The following is a 23,385-nucleotide window of genomic DNA, read 5'->3' as shown; positions in this document are numbered from 1 at the left end:
CGCCATGACCAGCGGGGGTGATTGCCCAACCACCCCCGATTTTGAGAACGAAAAACTACCCACTATGTCAGGCACCGACGCCCACAGAAGCACCGCCCCGAGTTTCGGTGAGGATCTCAGCCGGATCATCACCCGCCGCCACCCCGAATCCACCCTGACCCACATGGTGACCCTCCCGGCGCGATCAGCCCGCTTCACCCCGTGGCCGCGGTGGGTGCCCGCCGGGTTGCGTGAGCAGCTGGGGCATCGGGGCGTCGACAAGCTCTATGCCCACCAGGCAGAGACCGCCGAGCTGGCCTGGGCCGGGCATCACGTGGTGGTGGCCACCGGCACCTCCTCGGGCAAGTCGCTGGGGTACCAGCTGCCTATCCTGGCCACCCTGGCCACCGACCCGACCGCGTGCGCGCTGTACCTCACCCCGACCAAAGCCCTGGGATCGGACCAGCTCAACGCCACAACCGAGCTCATCCGTGCCACCCCGGAGCTGGCCGGCGCGGGCATCCACCCCGCCCCCTATGACGGTGACACCCCCACGGAGGCCCGTTCCGGCATCCGGGAGCTCTCCCGGTTCGTGTTCAGCAACCCCGATATGGTGCACGCCTCGCTGCTGGCCAACCACGCGCGGTGGGCGCGGGTGCTGCGACATCTGCGGTTCATCGTCGTCGATGAGTGCCATGCCTACCGGGGTGTGTTCGGCGCCGGCATCTCGCTGGTGCTGCGGCGTCTGCTGCGCATCGCCGCCCACTACGGTTCCCACCCCACGGTGATCCTGGCGTCCGCCACCAGCACCGACCCGGCGATCCACGCCTCCCGCCTCATCGGCGCCCCGGTGCGGGCGGTCACCGACGACGGTGCCCCGACCGGGGAACGCACCGTGATGCTGTGGGAACCCGGTTTCATCGAGGGCGCGGAGGGGGAAAACGGTGCACCCGTGCGCCGGGCCGCCAGCACGGAGGCCGCCCACCTGATGGGCACGCTCATCGCCGAGGGCGCACGCACCCTGACCTTCGTGCGTTCCCGCCGTCAGGCGGAGATCGTCGCCCTGCGCACCCAGGAGGAGCTGTCCCTGCTGGGCCGACCGGATTTCGGCGCGCGCGTGGCCCCCTACCGGGCCGGGTACCTCGCGGAGGACCGTCGCCGGTTGGAACGCATGCTTGACGACGGCACCCTGCTCGGCGTCGCCACCACCAACGCCCTGGAGCTCGGCATCGATGTCGGCGGGCTGGACGCCGTGGTCACCGCCGGTTTCCCCGGGACCATCGCCTCCTTCTGGCAGCAGGCCGGCCGCGCAGGCAGGCGCGGACAGGGTTCCCTGGTGATCCTGGTCGCCCGCGATGAACCGATGGACACCTACCTGGTCCACCACCCGGATGCCCTGCTCAAAAAACCGGTGGAGGCGGCCGTGTTCGATCCCACCAACCCCCACATCCTGCGGGGCCATGTCTACTGCGCGGCGGCGGAACAACCCCTCACCGAGGCCGAGGTGGAGGCCTTCGGCGCCCAGGATGTCGTGGAGCAGCTCACCGATGAGGGGTTCCTGCGCCGGCGTCCCCGTGGCTGGTTCGCAGCGCACCGGCCGACCGGTGACCTGCAGGATGGGCAGGAGCTCACCCCGGACACCGCGCACCAGACGGTGAATCTGCGGGGCGGATCGGGGTCCGAGTTCATGATCGTGGACATCAGCGACGGCCGCCTGCTTGGCACCATCGATGCCGCCCGCGCGATGTCCCAGGTCCACCCCGGCGCGGTGTACCTGCACCAGGGTGAACACTTCGTCATCGATGAACTCGACATCGAGGAGCAGCTGGCACTCGCCCGACCGGAGAACCCGGAGTACACCACCTTTGCCCGCAGTGACACCGACATCCGCATCACCGGTTCCCCCGGGGAGGATGAGGTGTTCAACCCCGGCGGGGGCCTGTGGGTGGCGAATGTGGCAGTCGAGGTCACCGACCGGGTCACCGGTTATGTGACCAAACTGCCCGACGGGACCACCCTGGATGCCACGCCGCTGTACCTACCCCCGCAGCAACTGAACACCCGTGCGGTGGCCTACACCATCGATCCGCTGGCCCTGAGCGCCATGGGTATCGCCCCGGCCGATATCCCCGGCGCGCTGCACGCCGCCGAGCACGCCGCCATCGGCATGTTGCCGCTGCTGGCCACCTGCGACCGCTGGGACATCGGCGGGGTGTCCACCGCGCTGCACCCCGACACCGGGTACCCCACCGTGTTCGTCTACGACGGCATGGAGGGTGGCGCCGGGTTCGCCGACTGCGGTTTCCGACGGTTCGGCGAGTGGATCGAGGCCACCTTCGAGGCGGTGCGCAGCTGTTCCTGCGAATCCGGGTGCCCGAGCTGTGTCCAGTCACCCAAGTGCGGAAATGGCAACAATCCGCTGGACAAGGCCGGGGCAATCAAACTCCTGGGCGCGATAGTGACGTTGCTGCAGGGGTGACCACCCGGACTCTTGACGGTGAGGCATCTACTTTCTAGAATGGAAAGTACTTTCTCACCCTCCTTTTCGGAAGGCCCCCGCCATGAACACCAGCCTCAACCCCCACGATGCCCAGCAACTGCTCGACCGGGCCGACAAACTCCGACACTCCGTCGCCGGTTTCTCCCTCAGCTGGATCGGATTCGTCGGCATCTGCGCGGGCAGCGCCCTCTACGCCATCGGCGTCCCTGTCTGGACCACCACCGACTTCCCCCATGCCATCCTGCTCACCACCGCCCTGGCCTGGATCCTGAGCTTCGCTGTCTTCTCCATCGTGGTGGCCATCCGCGCCGGGAGCGCCCCGCGCGGTTTCGCCATCCGGTGGGGCCTGATGATGGCGGCCTGGGCCCTGCTGTGGGTGGTCACCACCTTCCTGGGGCCTGAATTCACCGCGTGGCAGGCGGCGGGAACGGCAGGTGGTTTCCTCCTGCTCGCCCTCGTCGGACCGACCTGGGAACTGATCAGCACCCCCCGATCGGCCCGGTCAGCACAGTGAACAGCACCAATCGCCGGCACCCCCGGCTGGATCTGAACCCGGCGTTCACCAACCCGCTGCGCTTCTCCCTCATGGCGGCGCTCTCGGGCGCGGAATCACTGACCTTCAAATACGCCCGTGACTTCCTCGACACCACCGATTCCACCCTGTCCAAACACATCTCCGCACTGGAGGAACTGGGATATGTCCAGGTGTCGAAGGGGTTCGCCGGTAAATTCCCCCAGACCAGCATCAAACTCAGCGGCGCCGGGAAACGTGCCTGGCGGGACCACCTGGATGTGCTCCGCGCGATCGCACAGTCGGGTCCGGCACCATCCTGACCTGACCACGGTCACACCGGCCCCGCGCGGGCCTCGGCGCTGGTCCCCCGCACCTCGACGGCCACCACGAGGTCCTCGCCGAGGCTGTCACAGGTGAGCAGGGTGGCGTCGTTGAGGTGGGCCACCTGCCCGGCCACGGCACAGGCCGCCGTGGGGGTGTCCCCGGTGGCAAGGCGGAAGGCCCCGGCCACTGCCGCCAGATCCGCCGCACGCTGTGCCTGCACGGAGGCCACCACCGCCCCGACGTGCCAGGCGAGCAGCGCGCAGAGCATCACCAGGACGGCGGAGAACCCCGCGGCCGCCACGGTGGCATAACCGGCGTCAGTGGGTTTCCCGTGGGAAGACCGCACTCGCACTCACCTCCCCCACGGTGGCGGGGATGGACACCGTGGCAGTGACCAGACCGCCGTGTTCCTCGAAGCTGACAACACCCCGCGGGGGGTGGTAGGTCTCACCGATGGCATGGGCCCGGGCCGCAGCCCCCGCACCACCCACCGCCGCCACATACAACGCCAGTGTGGTCAGCACACCGATGATGAGTGCGCTGACCACAACCAGGGAGCTCAGGGCGAGGGCCGCCTCGATACTGACCGAACCCTCCTCATTGCCCGTCCTCTCATGCATGGCGGTTCCCGGTCACGGCGTGGTGCTCAGGGCATCGACGATGATCTCCTCGAAGGCGCTGCCGACCGCGCCGCTGTTGACCACGGTGTAGAGCAGGATGGCCAGGGCTGCGGCCGCGAGGGTGCCCAGGGCGTATTCCACCGTGGTCAGTCCCTCCTCACCGCGCAGGGTCACAAGGGCCCGCTGGACGGGGTTGATGGGGGTGGTCGGTGTGGTGGGTATGGGATTCTTCTGCATGGTCTTCTCCTTTAAGTGGATTGTCGTTGGGGTGGGCCCGGACGGGGAGTCGGTCCCCGTCCGGGAAGTGGATCGGTAAATGGATTGGTGAATGATTACAGGTTGCCCAGCACCTTCGTGCCCAGTCCCAGCACCACCGGTGCCAGGCCGATGATCATGAAGGCGGGGAGGAAACAGGCGGCCAGCGGCAGGGCGATGAACACCCCGGCCCGCTCGGCGGCTGCTGTGCGGTGGTCCGCCGCCGAGGCCACGAGGGCATCGGCGATGCGGTGACAGCCCTGGCTGAAGGCGCTGCCGGACCGGTGGGACACCTCCGCCAGTACAGCCAGGTCCCGCAAGCCGTCGACACCGGTCATCGTGGTGAAGGCCTTCTCCGGCCCCACCCCGATGCCCAGCAGCGCCACCGTCTCCTCCCACAGGCGTTGGTGCGCGGGGTTCGCGGTGCATGCCAGCAGGTGTGCGGCATCACGGGTGCTCAACCCGGCGGCCAGGCATTCGGCGAACAGGGCGATATCTGCTGCGGTATCCAGGGGGTCAGGACCTGACCCACCCGGTGTGAGCGCTGCCGATAACACCCCCAGCCAGCCTGGGGCATCCGGTCCGGGATCAGGGCCGGCCCGGATGCGCTTCTCGCCGGGGACACCGGCACGCACCCCCGGCATCGGCGGGGTGGTGAGCAGGGCGAGGACAACCACGAGGCAGGCGGTGATCATGTCGGGCTCGCCCCCTCGAGGATCTTCTCGGTGAGGATGAAACCCGCCGCACTGAGTAGCACCCCGGTGATCAGCAGGATCCCACCCACCCCACCTCCGGTGAGGAAACCGATCGGATCAGCGCCCATCGCGGTGCCCATGAGCACCCCGGCCAGTGGCAGCAGGGCCAGGATCACCGCGGTGGCCTGCGGTCCCTGCAACTGGGCGGCGGAGGCCTGGCGGTGGCGTTCCTGTGCCTCCAGGCGGTGTTTCAACTGGTCGAGCAGCCTGACCAGCGGGATACCGTGTCGTTCGGACACCTCCCAGATCGTGCCCAGGCGTTGGAGGTCCATGGTGGGGGCGTCGATAAGCACCGCCGCCCCGCTGCCACCTGAGCGCACCCGGCGCGCCGCCGCGGTGAGCGCCACGGTGGTGGGGCCAGCGGATCCGGTGGATCCCGTCGTGTGGGCCAGGGCGTGGTCCATGGCATCGGCCATGGGGGCGCCGGCGCGCAGGTTGCCGATGCACAGACCGAGGAAACCGGCCAGCACCGTGGTCTGCGCCCGTGTGACGCGCGAGGTGCGTCCCCGTTTCAGGCGCCAGCTCACCACGAGTCCGGCGGTCAGCAGCGCCACCACCGTGGCGGGGTCGATGCCGGTGGCGGCGAACAGGGCCACGCACACGGGGACGCCGGCGGTGATGGCCACCGGTGGCAGGGGTCCCCGACCCGGACGCTTCACGACGCCCCGTCCCCCCGCCGGCCCCTGCCCCGGCACCGCGATCCCCGCGGCCAGGAGGATCAGTGCGGAAACCATGTCGCCACCTCTGCGTCCGCATCCACCACGCCGTGTTCCCAGTCCCACACCACATGCGTCTCGACGGGATTGCCCGCAGCACCCCCAGCTGCGCCAGACGTCGGCCCCGGGTGGTGTGGCGCATCACGATGACCACATCCAGTGCGGCGGCCAGCTGGGAGTGCAGCGCATCCCGGGCAAGCCCACCGAGTGCGGCGAGGGCCTCCATCCGGGCGGGGACCTCCGCGATGGAGTTGGCGTGGATGGTGCCCGCACCACCTTCATGCCCGGTGTTGAGCGCGGCCAGCAGTTCCACCACCTCAGCACCACGGATCTCCCCGAGGACGATCCGGTCCGGGCGCATCCGCATCGCCTGTTTCAACAGGTCCGACATGGTGATCGCACCGGCCCCCTCCACATTGGCCGAGCGGGTGACCAGGTTGACCGTGCCGGGGTGGGCGGGGTTGAGTTCGGCGGTGTCCTCGATGCAGATGATCCGCTGGTCAGGTGCCACCTCCCCCAGCATCGCCGCGAGCAGGGTGGTCTTACCCGACCCGGTGCCACCGACGACGAGGAAGGCCCGGCGCTGCGCCACGATGGTCCGCAACACCGCGGCGGTATCCCCGGTGAGGGTGCCACCTGCCACCAGATCATCCAGCGTCAGACTCGCCTGTCGTAGGATGCGCATGCTCAGGCAGGTTCCGGAATCCGCGAGGGGCGGCAGGACCGCGTGGATGCGGATGGTGCTGCCATCATCGCGGGTGATGCACCCATCGACGAACGGCTGGGCATCATCGAGCCGACGCCCGCACTGGAGGGCCAGCCGGGCGGCCAGTCGACGCACCGCCTCCTCCGACCCCAGATCCAGATCAAGCTGTTCCAGTCCCGCACCACGATCGATCCACACCTCACGGGGTCCGTTGACCAGCACGTCGGTCACCCCCGGCAGGGCGAGTGCCGCCTCCAGCGGGCCGATCCCCACCGATTCGCTGCGCAACCGCCTCAGGACGGCGATGACCTCCTCATCGCTGATCACCCCGGCCTGTTCCCGGATCACCTGCACCACCTCCGGGGAGGTGGGGTGCTCCGGCAGCCCGGCCAGCACCCGCTGCACCTGTTCCAGCAGTTCATCCTGTGGGATCGTGGTCGACATCAGCCCCGCCCCCTGATCTCCGCGGCGATGGCGTTGCCCACCGTGACCAGGGGCCTGGGCAGGGTTCCGGTCAGTCCGTGCATCTCGACGGCGCGGGGCAGGCGGGTGATCGTGCCGAGTTCCGCGATCACCGGGGTGCCCAGGATGCGTTCCACCTCGATGACATCCAGCCCGGACCAACCCCGGTGGCGCAACACCACCGACACCGGCACCGGGAAGGCACGCAGGTGTCGCAATCTCTCCGCGGCTGCCGCCACAGCACGCACCTCCGCGGGCACCACGAGGATGAGGTGATCGAGCAGGGGGATCACCTCCCGGGTGATCTCACCCGGGTTCAGATCCACCACCACCTCCAGCTCACCGTCCGCCGCGGTGAGACAGGTTAGTGCCGCGGTCACCTCATCGGGGCCGAGGTCGAAGGTATCCCCCACCGGGGAGCGTGCCCCGGACAGGATGAACATGGTCTCATCCATCACCGGCAGCGCGGCCAGGACATCCTCCGCCTTCACCGCACCCCGGGTGAATCCGAGATCGGGCCACCGCGCCCCGGTGATCTCCTCCGCGCCGACCAGCAGATCGATGCCGCCGGAGGTGGGGACGGCGTCGACAAGCACGGTGCGGTGGGTGGCCGACCGGATCCGCGCCAGCGCCGCGGCGATCGTGCTCACCCCGACCCCGCCCGCCACCCCGAGGACACCGGTGACCGTGGCGTGGTGACGACCGGGCGGGGCGGATTCATCCTCCCGTCCCAGTGCCTGGAGCAGTTCCGCGGTCTGGGCGGGCAGCAGGAGGGCCTGTTCCGCCCTGATCGCCAGGGCGGTGTGATAATCCGGGGGTCCGGGGTCCGATCCGAGGAGGAAGATGCGGTCCCGGCGTCGGTCATTGGTGATCCCCGCGGCGGTGGGCGCATCGATGAGCACTGCGGAGACCTTGTTGAGATGACGGTGGATATCCACCGGGTCCGTCGTGTCCACGATGGCGCGCCCGGTTGCCGCGGCGACATGCATGGCCTCCGGGTGGAGGACCGGATCCTCCACTGCGACCAGAATGGCCTGATCGCGCGTGGACTGTGTTGACCGTGCCGTTCCGGCTGTCCGTGTGGTTGTGGTGTGTGTGGCTGCGTTCATGCCCCACACTCTGCTGGCTGCGGGGCCCGCCCTCAACGACGCAGCCTCCAGCCTGTGGATAACTCCCGGTTTTGTTGACGGTGACCCAGGAAAATGTGGATAACCCGGGAACCTTCGGCCTCCTGGGAGCGGCCCTCCTGGGAGCGGCCCTATGGACGAGGGGTGGAAATGGGGACGGCCCGCGCCTCGGGGGGGGTGTGCGCGGGCCGTCGGTAACCCGACCTCGGGGGGGTGTGGCCGGGGCAGGCCGCACAGTATATCGGGGCCTTGCACCTGAAATTATTGCATAAGAAGCGGAACATGACAATAACCGCCCGCCCACCGCGTGCTGGGCGAATGGGTTGGGGACCGGGGTGCGGAACGGGGTTGGGGATTAGCACATGTGATCGTTAATTCCCCACCGCAGGGCGGCAGAATCACTGAACCCACCAGTACCAGAAACCACACCAGTCACAGGAATGCGGGACTTCATCCGCTGATTCACAGGAAAACTCGCTACACTACCTGTGTGACCAACCCAGATTTCTCACCCCACGGCCCCCACAACGCCGTGGCCCAGGGGGATTCCACCAGGGCGGCACCACGCAGGGTGGCCGCCTTCTTCGATCTGGACAAAACCATCATCGCCATGAGCTCCACCTACGCCTACGGCCGGGAATTCATGCAGAACGGACTGATTTCACCGGTGACGGCGCTGCAACTCTCGCTGGCACAGGCCACCTACATGTTCGCTGGCCACACCAGTGAACAGATGGACAATACCCGCGACCAACTCACCGCCATGGTGCGGGGCTGGGATGTGCAACAGGTCCGCACCATCGCTGAGGAGACCATGCAGACCGTGGTCACCCCGACCATCTACGCCGAGGCCCGCGAACTCATCGACTACCACCGGGAACGTGGACACGATGTCATCATCATCTCCGCATCCGTGAAGGAACTGGTGGAGCCGATCGCCCGGGAACTCGGTGTCAACCAGACGGTGAGCACCACCCTGGAGACCATCGACGGCCGTTACACCGGGGAGGTCCTCTTCTACTGCAAGGGGGCCGCCAAACAACAGGCCGTCCTCAACCTGGCGGATCAGCACGGTTATGACCTCGAGAGCAGCTATGCCTACTCCGATGCGGCAACGGACATCCCCATGCTCGACATCGTCGGGCACCCGGTGGCGGTCAATCCCGACCGGGCGCTGAAGAAGGCCGCACTGGAGCGTGGCTGGGACATCCTGAGCTTCAAGAACCCGGAACCGCTCTTCCAGATGCCGAGCACCAGGGAGATGGGTATCGGCACCGGTGTGGTGGCCGGCATCGCCGCCGTGACCGCAGGTGGCATCTGGTGGGCCAGACGCGCCAGGCGCGGCAGCGCCTGAGACCGTCGGGCAGCACAGGTGCCGGCACCCCGCCGACATAGGAGCGTGGGTCTTTAGTCGGTGACCTGAACCCGGGTGTCTCCCCCCGGTCCTGCTGGGTGACGTGGGATAATAACCTCCATGAGTGGTGGATCCGATGATGGCTTGTTCCCCGAAGAGACTCTCCAGCGGGTCCCGGCCCCGGACCCGGTGGAAGCGCCGGTGGATAAACGCTTCGCCCCGTTCAACCCCCACGCGGTGATGCTGCTGCCGCCGTCGCTGGATGAGTGGCTGCCTGATAACCACCTCGCCCGGTTCATCGCCGACCTCGTCGACACGGAACTGGATCTGACCGGGTTCTATGATTCCTACACCCGGTCCAAGGGGCGCCCACCCTATGATCCCCGGATGATGCTGCGGGTCATGCTCTACGGCTACTGCACCGGGGTACGGTCCTCCCGGAAACTGGAAACAGCGTGTATCGACAGCGTGGCGTTTCGCTGGCTCGCCGCTGGCGCAGGCCCGGATTTCCGGGCGTTTAGCCGGTTTCGGGCCCGCCACCTTCAGGCGTTGGCCGGGGTGTTTGTCCAGGCGTTGGCCCTGTGCCGGGAAGCGGGCATGGTGAAACTGGGCACGGTTGCGTTGGACGGGACGAAGGTGCAGGCGAATGCCTCCCGTCGTAAGGCCATGAGTTACCAGCGCCTGGTCCCGGCCGAGGAGAAGCTGGCTGAGCAGGTCGAGCAGATGCTTAACGATGCGGCGACCACGGATGAGGTCGAGGATCAGCGTTACGGGGTCGATGCCCGCGGTGATGAGTTGCCTGAGGAGTTGGTCAGCCGGTCCGCCCGGTTGGCAACGCTGCGTCGGGCGCGCCAGCAGTTGGAACAGGACGCCGCGGACAAAGCACGGCAGGTGGCGGAAACCAAGGCACGGGACCGGGGTGATGATGACGACACGGTCGCGGACAAGGGGCAGGCCGCGGCGGATACGGCAGTGGTGAAACCCTCGGCGCAGCGTAATTTCACGGATCCGGATGCCCGGATCATGAAGCTGAGTTCCGGTGGGTTTGATTACTGCTATAACGCGCAGACGGTGGTGGATGCTGAGCATCAGGTGATCGTGGCCACCGAGTTGAGTAACACCGCCACCGATGTCGGTGCGACGGTGCCGATGGTGCTGGCCACGGCTGAGCAATTGGGGGTCTGGCCGGCCCGGTGGTTGATGGATGCCGGGTACTGCTCGAAGAAGAACCTCACCGAAGTCGCTGGCCTGGAGGACACGCACGACACGGAGTTTTTCATCGCGACCGGGCGGGTCAAACACGGAGAGAAGATCCCGGATGCCCCACGCGGCAGGATCCCTAACGATGCCACCTTACGGGAGCGGATGGGACGTAGGCTGCGCACGAAGCGGGGCAAGGCGGTGTACGGGAAACGTAAGTCAGTGATCGAGCCGGTGTTCGGTCAGATCGCCACGCGGCAGGGCAAGCACGTGGTGCTGCGGGGGTTGGCGGCGGCTCGGGCGGAGTGGGATCTGGTGGCGGGGTGTCATAACCTGTTGAAGCTGTTTTCCTTCCGACAGACGGCCTGAGCCCGCCGGGAAACCGGCAGGCCCGGTGGCCCGAACCACGGCTTTCTTGCCGGGGGCGGATATCGGGGTCCGATCGAGTGATTCTGGGCGGGTCGGGGCCGGTGGTGGCTCTGGGGAACCGAATTTTGGTGTCCCCCGCTACCGACTAACGACCCACGCTCCATAGGGAAGATGGGCGGGGTGGGCGTGAATAAAGCATCCCACGACGATGTTGGGGCCGAGATACCTCTATCATGTACTTCAGTGCCCTACTCGAACGTGGAACTCACGTCCGTTGACAACATTTGAACAACATTTCCCCAGCTTAACCGCCGGGAACTCCACCCCGGATGAAAATCCGTGGCACGATTGGGTCTAAAGAATGCACAAGTTATACGCCTTAAAGAACACTGGAGGAGCTTCCAAGTGAGCAACAATGACGGCCTTTTCACCGACGGCACGGAGACCTTCTCACCGAAGGTCAACGCGATCCCGCTCAGCGACGTCGATACCAGCATCAGCGGTGAAGCCTCCATCGGCACGCTGATCTCCAACGCCACCTCCCAGATGTCCAGCCTCTTCCGCGCCGAGGTCGAACTGGCGAAGGCGGAACTGGCCGGCGAGGCGAAGAAGGCCGCGATCGGCGGCGGTGCCTTCGGCGCAGCGGGTGTCATCGCGCTCTACAGTTCCTTCTTCTTTTTCTTCTTCCTCGCCGAAACCCTCAAAATCTGGCTCGACAGCTGGCTGTCCTACCTGATCGTCTTCCTCTTCATGCTGCTCATTGCCGCTGTGCTGGCACTGTTCGGCTGGAAGAAGGTCAAGAAGATGGGTGCGCCGAAGAAGACCATTGATTCGGTCAACGAGCTGAAGAACCTGGTTCCTGGGCAGGCCACCTCCAACCTCGAGCGCTCCGACAAGCGTGGTCTCTACACCTCGAACTTCCACGCCCCCGGATCCACGGCAGCCAGCAGCACCACGATCCCCTCGGGTCACGGTTCCACAGCCGTCAGGAAGTAACCACCTCAGACCTCTCACCCCGCCACCGTCCGCGGAGCGCAGGGGTCTGTTTATTTCCATCGCACCGGGCCCCCTCCGGGTTTTCACCCCCGGGGCGCATCCGGGGCCCGCTCTCCCGGTGTCACCTCCCCCGGTGTCCCACGTGACACCCCCGCAGTACCGTCGCGACCCGTCCCCCGCCCATCCCGGTCTATCCATTCCCTGAGGATTCCCATGACCACACGCACCACATCCCCGGGTGGCTCCCCGGTTCATGCTGACCAGTCCCCTGCGTCCCCTGAGTCCCCGAGGAGTCGGATGGTGATCAAGAGATTCACAGAACCCTGGAAGCTGTGGTGGACCGCCCTGAGGCGGAGGCGCTCGGTCAACCGTGCTGTGGCCTCGATTGAGCGTTCCCCCACGGTGGTGGCCGTGGAGGGACCCTACCGTCATGATCATGTCTACGTCCGGGGTGTGCGTCTGCATGTCGCCGTCGCCGGTTCCCCCGCCGATCCCCTGGTTCTGCTCCTCCACGGGGCGTTCGGCGGGTGGTTCGACTACAAGGATGTCATCGCTTCCCTGGCGGCGCGGGGTTTCCATGTCGCCGCGGTGGATCTGCGTGGTTATGGGCTCTCCGACAAGCCCCCCAGTGGTTATGACATCCGTCGTTCCGCCGGGGATATCAACGGTGTCATCGGCGCCCTCGGCCATGATGATGCCATCTTGGTCGGCACCGACACCGGCGGCAGCCTCGCCTGGGCGGTGTCCACCCTCTACCCCGACCGGGCCGCCGGGGTGATCTCACTCGGTGCGGTCCACCCGGCGGACCTGCGCCGTGCTTTACGACGCAAACCCCACCTGTTCGGCTCCCTGCTCGCCAGGATCGCCCTGTTCAGCCTCCCGATCCCGGTGCTGCGCAGCATCCGCTTCGTGGTGCCCCGTGCGTCCCGCCGGGAGGTGACGCGCGGCACCACCGCGTCCTATCAGCGCAGTAATGCCTACACCGGTGCGATCAGGCTCCGTCAGAAGGCCTTGGCGATCGACCACACCTTCACCCCCATCGTGCGCACCAACCGGCTCATGACCGCCTCCCTGCCCGGCAGATCCGATCACCAGATCGCCCGCTGCCCGGTCTGGCTGCTCACCCCACGTGACAACCGCACCGAATACCTGGCCTCCCTGGCACGTTCGCGCACCTCCGGCCCCTTCCGGTTGGTGTCCATCCCGGGGATCACCGCCCTGTCCTTCCTGGAGGACCCCCTGGCCTTCACCGAGATGATCGCCAGTTTCCTCCACGACTCCTGAAACCGACCAGATCAGGTCAGGTCAGGACACGGCGCACTGCAGCGTGTCCACCGGGGTGGTCAGGCTCTGGAGGTCCCCGATGCGTCGCTCCACCTCGGCAGTGGTGAGGACGAAACCGGTGTCGGACCCGTCGATGGCCGCACCGAAGACAACACCGACAACATTGCCCTCCGTGTCAACCATGGGGCCGCCGGAGTTACCGGAGCGGATGTTGCCACGCACCGAGTAGACCTCGCGCTCGTGCTGGCCGGAGGCGTAGATATTGGCACCGGTGATGAGGATGCGTTCGCGGACACGGGCCGGGGAGGCATCGAAAGGCCCGGAGTGGGGGAAGCCCATGACGATGGCATCCGCCCCGGAGTTGAGGGGATCATCGGACAGTGGCAGGGCCTCCAGCCCCAGGTCGGGGCTGTGGAGCACCGCGATATCAGCGTCCGGGTCGTAGAAGACCACCTCAGCGGCGCGGATGCCCACCACGGTGTCGAGGTTGACCGCGTCCGTTCCGGCCACCACGTGGGCGTTGGTGATCACATAGTCGGGGGCGGCGACGAATCCGGAACCCATGAGACGTCGGCTGCATTCCCCGGCGTCACCCATGACATGCACCACGGAGGGCCTCATCTGCTCGACCAGGGCCACATCCGAGACATTGATGTTGGGGGCCTCGACCTCCCGGACCGGTTGATTATCGAATGGGGAGACCAGCGGTGGCAGACCGGTGTCGGTGAGCATCGCGGCGATCCGGGCGGGGAGGGTCTCCAGCCCGCGGGGGGTGTTGTCATCAACGAAGGCGAGGATGCGTGATTCCCGGATCCCGGACGCCACGGTGCCGGGCATGCCGGTGGCCAGGGGGATGGCCACCAGCCACGCCACGATCAGTGTGGCCAGCACCTGGAAGATGGAACCGACGAGGGAATCAAGAAACCGCGAGCTGCGGAACCGGATCCCATCCCGGATCGCGTGCCCCAGGTGGGCACCGATGAGATTGCCCAGCCCCACCAGCAGCACCACGGTGCCGATCGCCAGCAGGAACCGCAGGGCCGGGGAATCGGTCAGACCCATGGCCAGGGGTGCGACAGCCGCACCGATGACCAGGCCGGCCACCACGCCGATGGTGGCCAGCAGGGAGATGAAGGCGCCCTGTCTCCACCCACTCCACAGCGCGAACACCAGGATGATGCCGATGATGATATCGACGACAGGGATCGAAGCTAACAATGTTCTACGGCGCTCTACTCTTTCACAACCCGGGGCGGACCCGCCGGATTTCGGGGCGTTTCAAAATAACGAGTTTAGGCTACCTGCAGACCCTGGCATAAACCCGCGAAAAGCAGTACAGCTCAACCCCCGGTGTGTCCACCCCCGGCCCCGGCTCCTACCTCAGCGGCTCATTGTTACGGGAGGTGGCCAGGGTGTCCTCCAGGTCATAGATGCGGTCGGTGTCCCAGTCCGTCGCCCAACCGGCCTGGTCGATGATGGCGGAGAGCAGACCCCCGGTGAAACCCCAGATCACATACCCATTGATGCGAAACGCGGGGCCCTTCCACCGTCGCCAGCCGACCATGAGGCGGTTGGCGGGGTCGATGAGCTCGTAGACGGGTGCGTCGAACACCTCATCGGCCTCATCAGGGCTGACCACGGCCACCGGTGAGGGGCTGTGCCAGTGCCCGAGGATGGGATAGACCGGGTAACCGGTGGCCCGGATGTGGACCTCCTCCAGCTGCGCGAGCGGGGTCGCGGTGCGCCGGTCCAGACCGGTCTCCTCCCAGGCCTCCCGGAAGGCGCAGTCGACGGCGTTGGTGTCCTCGGGGTCGATCCGCCCACCGGGGAAGGCGATCTGACCGGAGTGCGACCGCATGGTCGGCGAACGGTGGGTGAGCAGCACGGAGGCATCATTGGGCAGGTCGAAGGAGGTTTCCGACCCGGAGAACAGCATGAGCACCGCTGCCTGTTTCTCGGCGTGGGTGGTGCCGGTGACCTCGGTGCCGGCCAGCGGATTGCGCAGGTGACCGGCCTCGATGCGGTCCATCAGGCGCCGCATCCACACCGGGGCCTTGGCGGGTGCCAGTTCGGTGTTCTCACCGGGGAAATCATGGGGCAGGTCCGGGTAGAGGTGGTTGGGGGTCAGATGCCGGGGCATCACAACACCCCCGCCACGGCCGCTTCGAGGTCCTGCACGCTGTCAAAGGTGCGGGGGAAGGTGCCCACCAGCTCACCATCGGGGTCCACCACCACCGTGATGGGGACCACGGCGGGCAGGCCGAGGGTGCCGGCGAAGAGGTTGGAATCATCCTGGTAGCTGGGCAGCCCGACACCGAGATCACCGAGCATGGCAGCGCCGTTGGCGGCGTTGGTGTCGGCGTGGACACCGACCACGTTCAGTTCGGGGTGGCTGGCGGCGAACTCGTCGAAGACGGGCAGTTCATCCCTGCAGGGTTCGCACCACCATGCCCACACATTGACCACGGTGGGCAGGTCATTGCCCTGCCCCTGCTCCCCGCCCAGGCACGGCAGCTGCACGCCCGCCGCACCGTCGTCCTGGCAGTCGGGGCGATCTGCCACGATGCTTGTCGACGCCTCCCCTGCCCCGTCCCCGGCCGCGCCGGTCGCGTCACCGTCCCCAGTGGTGGAACCGGACAGCAGCTGCGGGATCACGGCAACCAGCACCGCGAGAACCACCACCACGCCCACGAGGGACCATTTAGCGCTCGTTGTCATCTGCTTTACATCCCTGCCATCTTCAGCAGGTGCTCCCTGTCATCACTCTTGATCAACTTCTGTGCCTCCATGGGGTCGGCCGGGCCCTCCAGACCGAAGGAGGGACAATCCGCGGCCAGCATGCAGGCCCCGCAGGCAGCGCGCCTGCTATGGCATATCCTACGTCCGTGGAAGATCAACCGGTGTGAGAACAGCGTCCACTCCTTCTTCTCGATGAGTGCACCGATCTCATGCTCCACCCGGACCGGGTCGGTCTCCTCCGTCAGTTTAAGTCTCCGGGCCAGCCGCCCGAAATGGGTGTCCACGGTGATCCCGGGGACCCCGAAGGCATCACCGAGCACCACATTGGCGGTTTTCCTGCCGATTCCCGGCAGCTTCACCAGTTCCTCCAGGGTGTGGGGAACCTCCCCGTCGTGAAGCGACACAAGGGCGCGCCCCAGACCGATGAGCGAGGTCGCCTTGTTGCGGTAGAACCCGGTCGGGCGGATGAGCTCCTCGAGCTCGGCGCGATCGGCGTTGGCATAATCCCAGGCCGTGGGATAACGCCGGAACAAAGCCGGTGTGACCTGGTTGACGCGCACATCGGTGCATTGTGCCGACAGGATGGTGGCCACGGTGAGCTCGAGAGGGTTTGTGAAATCCAGTTCGCAGTGGGCATCCGGGTAGGCCACCGCCAGGGTCCGGTTGATGCGGCGGGCCCGACGTTTCCGCCCGATATCCGTCTCACCACCCTTGTTGGCGATGTGTGAACCCACGCGGGGGCGTGTGAGTGGGGTGATGGATCCGAATTCTGCAGCCATATATCTAAGAGTGCCAGACCCCTGGTGTGCACGCGAAGCCCGTTTCTCGTTACACTGTGGGCTTATGACTGGTCTCCTCGTAGTGTTGATTCCGCTTCTCCTGCTGTTTTTTCTCTTCGCCATGCAGCGGATCGAGTCCTCCCTACTGTCCACCCAGGATGTCAACAGCTCCCGGGATGTCACCACCAGCAGTTCGGATGATGCGTCAGCTGCCGGTGCCGGGGAGGGCGCCTCCGGCGAGGATGGACCCCAGTCGCAGCCTAAAGCTGCTTGATAAGTTAAACTGCTCAGAGCCGAGAAATTAATTAGATAACGCTGTTATCTTTCTGTGAAAGTTAGATTTCTCCGGTTAAATTGTGACAATCTAGGCATTTCAACTATTGCGGTGACCAATCGCATAGTAGAGTGTGGATAACACATTAGGATGCCCCCACCCAGGCACCGTCCGGATTACTGTTTGACCCGAACACTGAAGGTGTTGCCATTCATCCGGACCCAACTCAACATGTGTTCAGATGAAGGAGAAATGTAAGTGGAAGGTGTACAGGACATCTTGTCGCGCGCCGGAATTTTCCAGGGCGTAGACCCGACGGCGGTCAATAACCTTATCCAGGACATGGAAACCGTCCGCTTCCCCCGCGGAGCCACCATCTTCGAGGAAGGTGAACCGGGTGATCGTCTCTACATCATCACCTCCGGCAAGGTGAAGCTGGCCCGCCACGCCAATGACGGTCGCGAGAACCTGCTGACCATCATGGGTCCCTCCGACATGTTCGGTGAGCTCTCCATCTTCGACCCGGGCCCCCGCACCTCCTCCGCGGTCTGTGTCACCGAGGTCCATGCCGCCACCATGAACTCCGAGATGCTGCGCAACTGGGTCTCCGACCACCCGGCGATCGCCGAGCAGCTGCTGCGTGTGCTGGCCCGTCGCCTGCGTCGCACCAACGCCTCACTGGCAGACCTCATCTTCACCGATGTCCCCGGTCGTGTCGCCAAGACCCTGCTGCAGCTGGCCAACCGTTTCGGCACCCAGGAAGCCGGCGCCCTGCGCGTCAACCACGACCTCACCCAGGAGGAGATCGCCCAGCTGGTCGGTGCCTCACGTGAGACCGTGAACAAGGCCCTGGCCACCTTCGCACACCGCGGCTGGATCCGCCTCGAGGGCAAGTCCGTGCTCATCGTGGACACCGAGCACCTGGCACGCCGCGCGCGCTAGTAGCTCACCCCCATACAAGCCCACCGCCCGGGCCCCCTGACAACGGGGAACCGGGCGGTGGTTGTTTTTCTCGATGTGCTGTGTCTAGATCTGGCCGGTATCCACAGCGGAATTACGACCTGATTCCTCCCGCTCCTGCGCCAGCAGGTAACGGATGGCCACATGGGTGGACTGCTCGGCGGCACCGCGCAGCACCGGATCAACATCATCGTAGATGGCATCGATGAGGTCCTTCATGGAGACCTCCCGACCCTGCGTGGCCCACACCCCGCGGATCTGCTCCAGTCGCTGCTCCCGGCGGTCGATGTACTTGCGGGCGAACCAGGACACATCATCCCCCTCGGGACCATGACCAGGCAAGAGCGTGATGTCTTTGCCCCGCTCCTCCAGGATGGCCAGGGACTCCAGGTACTGGCCCAGGTCACCATCGGTCTCGGAGATCATGGTGGTATGGCGACCGGCGATGGTGTCACCGGTGACGATGCCCTCCAGGGTGGACTCATGCGGGGTGCCGCTCCAGATGAAGAAGGACACGGAATCACGGGTGTGGCCCGGGGTGGCGACCACCTCGATCTGTGGGGTCACACCATCGATGGTGATGATCTCCCCGTCGACAAGCTCCCCGGCCTTCTCACAGTAGGAGGGATCAAAGGCACGGATGGGTGCACCGGTCAGCTGACGGAAGCGGGTGGCACCGTCTGCGTGGTCATGGTGGCGGTGGGTAAGCAGAATCAACCCGACCTCCTCCCCCTTGGCGTTGAGCACGTTGAGGTGCCCCTCATCTTCCGGACCCGGATCGATGACGATGCTCCGGGAATCCTCAGATGCGCGGATGATCCAGGAGTTGGTGCCTTCAAGTGAGCTGTAGCCGGGGTTGGGACACAGCACCACGGAGGCGGACGGGGTGACTGGGCGCAGTTGGCTATAAGCAGGATGCTCCATAAGGTTCAGCTTAGCGCCCATGATGACTTTCGTGGAACCGGGGAGGGACATCCCCCACCGCGGGCTTCAGGCAGACCGTGGGGAGGCTGCAGAAAAAGATAAAACCGGAGACAGACCATGTCTCCGGCCTACTCATGGAAAATCTATTCAGAGACCTCGACGACGAGTTCCACCTCGACGGGCGCCCCGAGCGGAAGCTCAGCGACACCAACAGCGGACCGGGCATGGGCACCGGCCTCACCGAAGATCTCCCCGATGAGGTTGGAGGCGCCGTTGATCACGGCCGGCTGACCGGTGAACCCCTCGGCGGAGGACACGAAACCGACAATCTTGAGCACGCGGGTGATCTTGTCCAGACCCACCAAGGCATCCACAGCCGCGAGGGCGTTGAGAGCCGCGGTGCGCGCGTAATCGGCGGCGTCCTCCGCGGTGACCTCGAGTCCGACCTTGCCGGTCGCGGGAAGTTCACCGGCGACGAAGGGGAGCTGGCCTGAGGTCCAGACCTGGTTCCCGGTTTTGACGGCGGGCACATAGGCTGCCACGGGCGCGGCGACGGCCGGGAGGGTGATGCCGAGTTCGGCGAGACGTTCAGAGTGTGTGGTCATGTACCTATGCCACCTCGCGCTTCATGTAGGCGACGAGGTTCTCGGGGTTCATCCCCGGCATGACGGTGACCAGTTCCCAACCATCTTCACCCCAGGTATCGAGGATCTGCTTGGTTGCGTGAGTGATAAGTGGCACGGTGGCGTATTCCCATTTAGTCATGGGTGCCATCCTACCTTCGGAGACCACCCCATCAGGCGGGGTTCCCCCGGCGCTATCCCCGAGCCTTCTCTCCGAAGCGGGGATCGTCGGTCTAGATACCGATCAGTTCCCCACCCTGTGCCAGGTATTCCGCCCAGTTGGTGATGTGGGGGTTCTTGCGCAGCAGCGCACGGCGCTGACGCTCGGTCAGACCACCCCAGACACCGAATTCCACCTTGTTATCCAGGGCATCTGCCACGCACTGCATGGCCACGGGGCAATGACGACAGATGGCGGCAGCACGGCGCTGGGCGGCACCACGGACAAACAGTGCATCCGGATCACCGTTACGACACTTGGCATGGGTGACCCACTCACCGCGCTCAGCGGTGTCCATACGTGCAGCCACCATGCCATCGCGGGAGAAAGGGTTGTTGCGTTGCTCAGGGATGACAGATGTCATGACTCGCTCCTTAATGGGGACCGCGCAGATTAGTTACAGAAGTTAATGTAATCACATGCAAGTTTTGCTGTCGAATGCATCACACCATATGGGGGAGTCTTGGAGATCTCATTCCGGAGAATCCGGACCCCACCCAAGCTGGCAGAAGTGGCACATCTGCGACAAGTACATGTCATCACATATACCTTCACGGTACATCCCGGGGTTGCCGTCGCATCTTCGTAACTCACGCATACACCCCCGGAGATGGGCATGTGCGTGGCGGGGCGGCTCGTCGACAAGCACGGGCCCCGAGGGGCTACCCGGCGGGCATGATCTCACTCTCGGTGACCCACTTGTGGTTGGTCATGTGCATCCCGTCCACCGTCAGGTCCACCATGTACACCGTCTCCTGCGTTGAATAGTCAATCGTGGCCTCGGCACCTTGCATACCGGACATGTGCCCGGCATCCAGGACCACCTGGGTTCCATCAGGGAGTGGGGCCTCACCCGGGTTGACGAGTTCCTCATGAACAACCCACCGGTGATCAGTGACCGGCTCTCCCCCATGGCGTGGGATGAAGCTGACCGAATACACGGTGGTGTCGAAGGCCCCGGAGATCGTGGCCTCGGCACCATCCATCCCCGGCATGTGATCAGCAGTGAGGATGACCTGGCTCCCCACGGGGTAGGTCGGGTTCTCCTCCGTCTGGATCCCCGCCGGTGGCTGACCACCATGGGCAGGGTGATCATGGGCACCGTGTGGGCCCCCGTGCATGGTTGAGCCGGGAGTGGTGGTGTCAGACGTGCCTGTGGGGGTCTCAGCGGCGGATGTAGTGGTGGTGGTTTCTGACGTTGCCGTAGTCGTGGTGGTGTCCGTCCCGGTCTCCCCGCCACAGGCGGCCAGGGCCAGTACGGAGGTCAGGGTGAGGGCAACAAGAGTGGTGTGGTGCTTCAAGGGAGGTCCTTTCGTGGAAACAAGAAGGGGTCAGCGGGTTGCGGTGGCGGAACTCTGAACAAGCACCTCCTCCCCTGCCGCGTCTGTCGGTGCCAGGCGAGCCGGGTCGAGGTCGATGCGGCGCAACAGCTGGGCATTGAGTGCCACGATGACCGTGGACAGGGACATCAGGATGGCACCGACCGCCGGCGGCAGGATGAAACCGATGGGCGCGAGCACGCCGGCAGCCAAGGGAACGGCCACAATGTTGTAGCCCGATGCCCACACCAGGTTCTGGATCATTTTGCGGTAACTGGCCTGCGACAGCTCAATCATCGACACCACGGCACGCGGATCATCGCTGGCCAGAACCACACCTGCGGATTCCATGGCGACATCGGTACCTGCACCGATTGCGACTCCCACCTCGGCCCGTGCCAGGGCGGGGGCGTCGTTGACACCGTCGCCGACCATCGCCACGCTCAACCCACGTTCCTGCAGTTCGAGGACCTTGGTGTCCTTGTCCTGGGGCAGCACCTCGGCGAAGACCTCGTCGATACCCAGCTCCTGCCCGACCGCGTCGGCGACCTGGCGTGCATCACCGGTGATGAGGGCGACCTTCACCCCGCGGTCCTGCAGGGCACGCACCGTGGCGCGGGATTCAGGACGGATCCTGTCCTCGACGGCCACAGCTCCGATGATCTGACCATCACGCACGACGTGGAGGACTCCGGCACCGCGCCCGGCCCACTGGTCGGTGGTATCGACGATGTCCGCCGGAATGTCCAGTTCCAGTTCACGCAGCATGTTCGGCCCGCCGACGAAGACGTCCACGCCCTCGACGGTGGCCCTGACCCCGCGGCCGGTCGCGGCGGTGAAGTTGCTACCGCCCAATTGCTGCTTCGCCGCCTCGGGGTGTTCCGCCGCGGCCGTAACGATCGCACGGGCGACGGGGTGCTCACTGTCCGCTTCCGCGGCTGCGGCCACGGCCAGCAACTGTCCGGTGGACACGCCCGCGGCGGCGGCGACATCGGTGACCGCGTGCGCCCCCTCGGTCAGGGTGCCGGTCTTGTCGAACAGGACCACATCAACGGTGCGCATGCGCTCAAGTGCCAGACGGTCCTTGATCAACAGTCCCGACCTGGCGGCGCGTTCGGTGGAGATGGCGATCACCAGGGGGATCGCCAGGCCGAGGGCATGCGGGCAGGCGATGATCAACACGGTCACGGTACGCACCACCGCCTGGTCCGGGCTGCCGATGATCGTCCAGACGATCGCGGTGATGATTCCGGCGATCAGTGCGAACCAGAACAACCACCCGGCTGCCCGGTCCGCCAGCGCCTGCGCGCGCGAGGATGAGGACTGCGCATCAGCCACCATGCGCTGGATTCCCGCGAGGGCGGTGTCCTCACCGACGGATTCGACGCGGACCCGGACGGTGTTGTCGGTGGCCACCGTACCGGCGACCACCCTGTCACCGGTGTCGCGGAACACCGGGCGGGATTCGCCGGTGATCATCGCCTCGTCGAACTCGGCTGCGCCGTCGATGATGGTGCCGTCGGCAGGCACCCGGGCCCCGGGCCGCACCAGCACAACGTCACCTTCGGCCAGCTCAGCGAGAGGCACGGTGTGGACTGCGCCGTCGATAATCTTCTCCGCCTCATCGGGCAGGAGAGCTGCCAGGGCGTCCAATGCGGAGGACGCCGATCCCAGGGCACGCATCTCCATCCAGTGCCCCAACAACATGATGGTCACCAGCAGGACCAGTTCCCACCAGAAGTCCAGGTCAAACCCGCCGATACCGAGGGTGGTGACCCAGGAGGCGACAAACGCCACGGTGATCGCCATGGAGATCAACAACATCATGCCGGGTTGGCGCGCCTTCAGTTCAGCCCAACCACCCCGGAGGAATGGGTCACCGCCGTAGATGAAGACCACGGTGCCCAGGATGGGGGCGATCCAGCTTGCCCCGGGGAACTCCGGGATGGTGTAACCGAGCAGGTGCGCAACCATCGGGCTGAAGAACACCACCGGTATCGAGAGGACCAGACTGAGCCAGAACCGGTTTTTGAACATCTCCGCACTGTGATGACCGTGCCCGTCATGGCCACCATGGCCGTCATGGCCCCCGTGGCCGCTGTGACCTGCATGATCGTGGCCACTGTGGTCACTGTGGCCACTGTGGTCACTGTGGCCACTGTGACCATGGTGACCATGGTGGTGATGATTGCCATGGTCCCCCGGCGGGGGATGTTCCTCATCGACTGCGGAATGCGGCGGGGTGCCGGGCATGGCCTGACCGTGGGTGTCAGCTTGCCGGCGATGGTCGTGTCCACTGCGCTTATGGTACTGATCACCGTGGTGCGGGTGGGTATTCATGACTCTCCTTATCGCTTGCCCCGGATCGGGGTAATGGGGTTCCTAC

Annotated in this window: 25 protein-coding genes and 1 pseudogene; 9 read left to right on the top strand and 17 right to left on the bottom strand. The window is 65.7% G+C overall.

Annotated elements, in window-relative coordinates; genetic code table 11:
- Nucleotides 1–64: 64 nt before the first annotated feature.
- From CE_RS01770 to CE_RS01760, 3 genes are all read left to right on the top strand, one after another.
- A complete protein-coding gene (locus CE_RS01770) occupies nt 65–2,458 on the top strand; it encodes a DEAD/DEAH box helicase (protein ID WP_035109980.1) in 2,394 nt (797 codons plus the stop codon).
- A gap of 82 nt (nt 2,459–2,540) precedes the next feature.
- Entirely contained in the window at nt 2,541–2,993 is a 453-nt protein-coding gene (locus tag CE_RS01765; RefSeq protein WP_006770212.1) for a hypothetical protein, read from the top strand.
- On the top strand, nt 2,990–3,313 hold the full coding sequence (locus tag CE_RS01760; RefSeq protein WP_006770213.1) for a transcriptional regulator: 324 nt from the start codon (nt 2,990–2,992) through the stop codon (nt 3,311–3,313). The genes CE_RS01765 and CE_RS01760 overlap by 4 nt, the downstream gene beginning before the upstream one ends.
- A gap of 11 nt (nt 3,314–3,324) precedes the next feature.
- On the opposite strand, the gene CE_RS01755 is transcribed toward CE_RS01760, so the two are convergent.
- The 7 genes and pseudogenes from CE_RS01755 to ssd form a co-directional block, all read right to left on the bottom strand.
- Nucleotides 3,325–3,663, bottom strand: coding sequence for an Rv3654c family TadE-like protein (locus CE_RS01755; protein WP_011074920.1), 339 nt, complete (start codon nt 3,661–3,663; stop codon nt 3,325–3,327).
- Nucleotides 3,635–3,937: a hypothetical protein gene (locus tag CE_RS01750; protein WP_006770215.1), complete on the bottom strand. Its 303-nt coding sequence runs from the start codon at nt 3,935–3,937 to the stop codon at nt 3,635–3,637. The genes CE_RS01755 and CE_RS01750 overlap by 29 nt, the downstream gene beginning before the upstream one ends.
- Nucleotides 3,938–3,949: 12 nt before the next feature.
- Nucleotides 3,950–4,174: a DUF4244 domain-containing protein gene (locus tag CE_RS01745; RefSeq protein ID WP_006770216.1), complete on the bottom strand. Its 225-nt coding sequence runs from the start codon at nt 4,172–4,174 to the stop codon at nt 3,950–3,952.
- A gap of 95 nt (nt 4,175–4,269) precedes the next feature.
- Nucleotides 4,270–4,887, bottom strand: coding sequence for a type II secretion system F family protein (locus tag CE_RS01740; protein WP_006770217.1), 618 nt, complete (start codon nt 4,885–4,887; stop codon nt 4,270–4,272).
- Nucleotides 4,884–5,681 (bottom strand): type II secretion system F family protein, encoded by a 798-nt coding sequence (locus CE_RS01735; protein WP_041628368.1) that lies wholly within the window; start codon nt 5,679–5,681, stop codon nt 4,884–4,886. The genes CE_RS01740 and CE_RS01735 overlap by 4 nt, the downstream gene beginning before the upstream one ends.
- Nucleotides 5,666–6,813, bottom strand: a pseudogene (locus CE_RS14680) (TadA family conjugal transfer-associated ATPase). Before CE_RS14680 ends, CE_RS01735 begins: the two are co-directional and overlap by 16 nt.
- Nucleotides 6,813–7,940, bottom strand: coding sequence for a septum site-determining protein Ssd (gene ssd, locus CE_RS01725; protein ID WP_006770220.1), 1,128 nt, complete (start codon nt 7,938–7,940; stop codon nt 6,813–6,815). Before ssd ends, CE_RS14680 begins: the two are co-directional and overlap by 1 nt.
- A gap of 550 nt (nt 7,941–8,490) precedes the next feature.
- On the opposite strand from ssd, the gene CE_RS01720 reads away from it, so the two are divergent.
- The 4 genes from CE_RS01720 to CE_RS01705 all read left to right on the top strand — a co-directional run bounded on the left by CE_RS01720 (nt 8,491) and on the right by CE_RS01705 (nt 13,161).
- Nucleotides 8,491–9,312 (top strand): HAD family hydrolase, encoded by an 822-nt coding sequence (locus tag CE_RS01720; protein ID WP_006770221.1) that lies wholly within the window; start codon nt 8,491–8,493, stop codon nt 9,310–9,312.
- A 120-nt stretch (nt 9,313–9,432) separates the two neighbouring features.
- Complete coding sequence (locus CE_RS01715; RefSeq protein ID WP_006770545.1) at nt 9,433–10,881, top strand: IS1182-like element ISCef1 family transposase; 1,449 nt, start codon at nt 9,433–9,435, stop codon at nt 10,879–10,881.
- 405 nt (nt 10,882–11,286) lie between these two features.
- Nucleotides 11,287–11,877 (top strand): phage holin family protein, encoded by a 591-nt coding sequence (locus CE_RS01710; protein ID WP_006770222.1) that lies wholly within the window; start codon nt 11,287–11,289, stop codon nt 11,875–11,877.
- A 297-nt stretch (nt 11,878–12,174) separates the two neighbouring features.
- Complete coding sequence (locus CE_RS01705; RefSeq protein ID WP_006770223.1) at nt 12,175–13,161, top strand: alpha/beta fold hydrolase; 987 nt, start codon at nt 12,175–12,177, stop codon at nt 13,159–13,161.
- Nucleotides 13,162–13,182: 21 nt separating this feature from the next.
- On the opposite strand, the gene CE_RS01700 is transcribed toward CE_RS01705, so the two are convergent.
- The 4 genes from CE_RS01700 to nth form a co-directional block, all read right to left on the bottom strand.
- Entirely contained in the window at nt 13,183–14,379 is a 1,197-nt protein-coding gene (locus tag CE_RS01700; RefSeq protein ID WP_006770224.1) for a MarP family serine protease, read from the bottom strand.
- 157 nt (nt 14,380–14,536) lie between these two features.
- Nucleotides 14,537–15,301 carry an NUDIX hydrolase gene (locus CE_RS01695; protein ID WP_006770225.1) on the bottom strand — a complete coding sequence of 255 codons (765 nt, stop codon included), beginning with the start codon at nt 15,299–15,301 and terminating at the stop codon, nt 14,537–14,539.
- Entirely contained in the window at nt 15,301–15,879 is a 579-nt protein-coding gene (locus CE_RS01690) for a TlpA family protein disulfide reductase (RefSeq protein ID WP_006770226.1), read from the bottom strand. The genes CE_RS01695 and CE_RS01690 overlap by 1 nt, the downstream gene beginning before the upstream one ends.
- A 5-nt stretch (nt 15,880–15,884) precedes the next feature.
- On the bottom strand, nt 15,885–16,679 hold the full coding sequence (nth, locus tag CE_RS01685) for an endonuclease III (protein ID WP_006770227.1): 795 nt from the start codon (nt 16,677–16,679) through the stop codon (nt 15,885–15,887).
- Between the two features lie 64 nt (nt 16,680–16,743).
- Here nth and CE_RS01680 point away from each other — a divergent pair, with 64 nt between their 5' ends.
- Nucleotides 16,744–16,953: a hypothetical protein gene (locus tag CE_RS01680; RefSeq protein ID WP_006770228.1), complete on the top strand. Its 210-nt coding sequence runs from the start codon at nt 16,744–16,746 to the stop codon at nt 16,951–16,953.
- A 258-nt stretch (nt 16,954–17,211) separates the two neighbouring features.
- The gene (gene glxR, locus CE_RS01675) at nt 17,212–17,895 is read left to right on the top strand and encodes a CRP-like cAMP-activated global transcriptional regulator GlxR (RefSeq protein WP_006770229.1); all 684 of its coding nucleotides are present in this window, start codon (nt 17,212–17,214) and stop codon (nt 17,893–17,895) included.
- 84 nt (nt 17,896–17,979) lie between these two features.
- Here glxR and CE_RS01670 read toward each other — a convergent pair whose 3' ends face one another.
- The 6 genes from CE_RS01670 to CE_RS01650 form a co-directional block, all read right to left on the bottom strand.
- A complete protein-coding gene (locus CE_RS01670; protein ID WP_173362559.1) occupies nt 17,980–18,837 on the bottom strand; it encodes an MBL fold metallo-hydrolase in 858 nt (285 codons plus the stop codon).
- Between the two features lie 143 nt (nt 18,838–18,980).
- Nucleotides 18,981–19,442, bottom strand: coding sequence for a RidA family protein (locus CE_RS01665; RefSeq protein WP_006770231.1), 462 nt, complete (start codon nt 19,440–19,442; stop codon nt 18,981–18,983).
- A 4-nt stretch (nt 19,443–19,446) separates the two neighbouring features.
- Nucleotides 19,447–19,602, bottom strand: coding sequence for a DUF4177 domain-containing protein (locus CE_RS15150; protein ID WP_006770232.1), 156 nt, complete (start codon nt 19,600–19,602; stop codon nt 19,447–19,449).
- A gap of 91 nt (nt 19,603–19,693) precedes the next feature.
- Nucleotides 19,694–20,044: a WhiB family transcriptional regulator gene (locus CE_RS01660; RefSeq protein WP_006770233.1), complete on the bottom strand. Its 351-nt coding sequence runs from the start codon at nt 20,042–20,044 to the stop codon at nt 19,694–19,696.
- Between the two features lie 298 nt (nt 20,045–20,342).
- The gene (locus CE_RS01655) at nt 20,343–20,981 is read right to left on the bottom strand and encodes a YdhK family protein (protein WP_006770234.1); all 639 of its coding nucleotides are present in this window, start codon (nt 20,979–20,981) and stop codon (nt 20,343–20,345) included.
- A gap of 30 nt (nt 20,982–21,011) precedes the next feature.
- Entirely contained in the window at nt 21,012–23,339 is a 2,328-nt protein-coding gene (locus tag CE_RS01650) for a copper-translocating P-type ATPase (protein WP_081447263.1), read from the bottom strand.
- Nucleotides 23,340–23,385 lie beyond the last annotated feature (46 nt).

The sequence above is a fragment of the Corynebacterium efficiens YS-314 genome, from assembly GCF_000011305.1.
Lineage (GTDB): Bacteria > Actinomycetota > Actinomycetes > Mycobacteriales > Mycobacteriaceae > Corynebacterium > Corynebacterium efficiens.
This window is presented reverse-complemented; position numbering and strand designations above follow the sequence as displayed.

Bases quoted from the DNA above. Each gene is read 5' to 3' on its own strand.
- CE_RS01770 (WP_035109980.1), top strand. From the start codon at position 65: ATGTCAGGCACCGACGCCCACAGAAGCACCGCCCCGAGTTTCGGTGAG.
- CE_RS01765 (WP_006770212.1), top strand. From the start codon at position 2,541: ATGAACACCAGCCTCAACCCCCACGATGCCCAGCAACTGCTCGACCGG.
- CE_RS01750 (WP_006770215.1), bottom strand. From the start codon at position 3,937: ATGCATGAGAGGACGGGCAATGAGGAGGGTTCGGTCAGTATCGAGGCG.
- CE_RS01745 (WP_006770216.1), bottom strand. From the start codon at position 4,174: ATGCAGAAGAATCCCATACCCACCACACCGACCACCCCCATCAACCCC.
- CE_RS01740 (WP_006770217.1), bottom strand. From the start codon at position 4,887: ATGATCACCGCCTGCCTCGTGGTTGTCCTCGCCCTGCTCACCACCCCG.
- CE_RS01735 (WP_041628368.1), bottom strand. From the start codon at position 5,681: ATGGTTTCCGCACTGATCCTCCTGGCCGCGGGGATCGCGGTGCCGGGG.
- ssd (WP_006770220.1), bottom strand. From the start codon at position 7,940: ATGAACGCAGCCACACACACCACAACCACACGGACAGCCGGAACGGCA.
- CE_RS01715 (WP_006770545.1), top strand. From the start codon at position 9,433: ATGAGTGGTGGATCCGATGATGGCTTGTTCCCCGAAGAGACTCTCCAG.
- CE_RS01705 (WP_006770223.1), top strand. From the start codon at position 12,175: ATGGTGATCAAGAGATTCACAGAACCCTGGAAGCTGTGGTGGACCGCC.
- CE_RS01695 (WP_006770225.1), bottom strand. From the start codon at position 15,301: ATGCCCCGGCATCTGACCCCCAACCACCTCTACCCGGACCTGCCCCAT.
- CE_RS01690 (WP_006770226.1), bottom strand. From the start codon at position 15,879: ATGACAACGAGCGCTAAATGGTCCCTCGTGGGCGTGGTGGTGGTTCTC.
- nth (WP_006770227.1), bottom strand. From the start codon at position 16,679: ATGGCTGCAGAATTCGGATCCATCACCCCACTCACACGCCCCCGCGTG.
- CE_RS01680 (WP_006770228.1), top strand. From the start codon at position 16,744: ATGACTGGTCTCCTCGTAGTGTTGATTCCGCTTCTCCTGCTGTTTTTT.
- CE_RS01670 (WP_173362559.1), bottom strand. From the start codon at position 18,837: ATGGAGCATCCTGCTTATAGCCAACTGCGCCCAGTCACCCCGTCCGCC.
- CE_RS01665 (WP_006770231.1), bottom strand. From the start codon at position 19,442: ATGACCACACACTCTGAACGTCTCGCCGAACTCGGCATCACCCTCCCG.
- CE_RS15150 (WP_006770232.1), bottom strand. From the start codon at position 19,602: ATGACTAAATGGGAATACGCCACCGTGCCACTTATCACTCACGCAACC.
- CE_RS01660 (WP_006770233.1), bottom strand. From the start codon at position 20,044: ATGACATCTGTCATCCCTGAGCAACGCAACAACCCTTTCTCCCGCGAT.
- CE_RS01650 (WP_081447263.1), bottom strand. From the start codon at position 23,339: ATGAATACCCACCCGCACCACGGTGATCAGTACCATAAGCGCAGTGGA.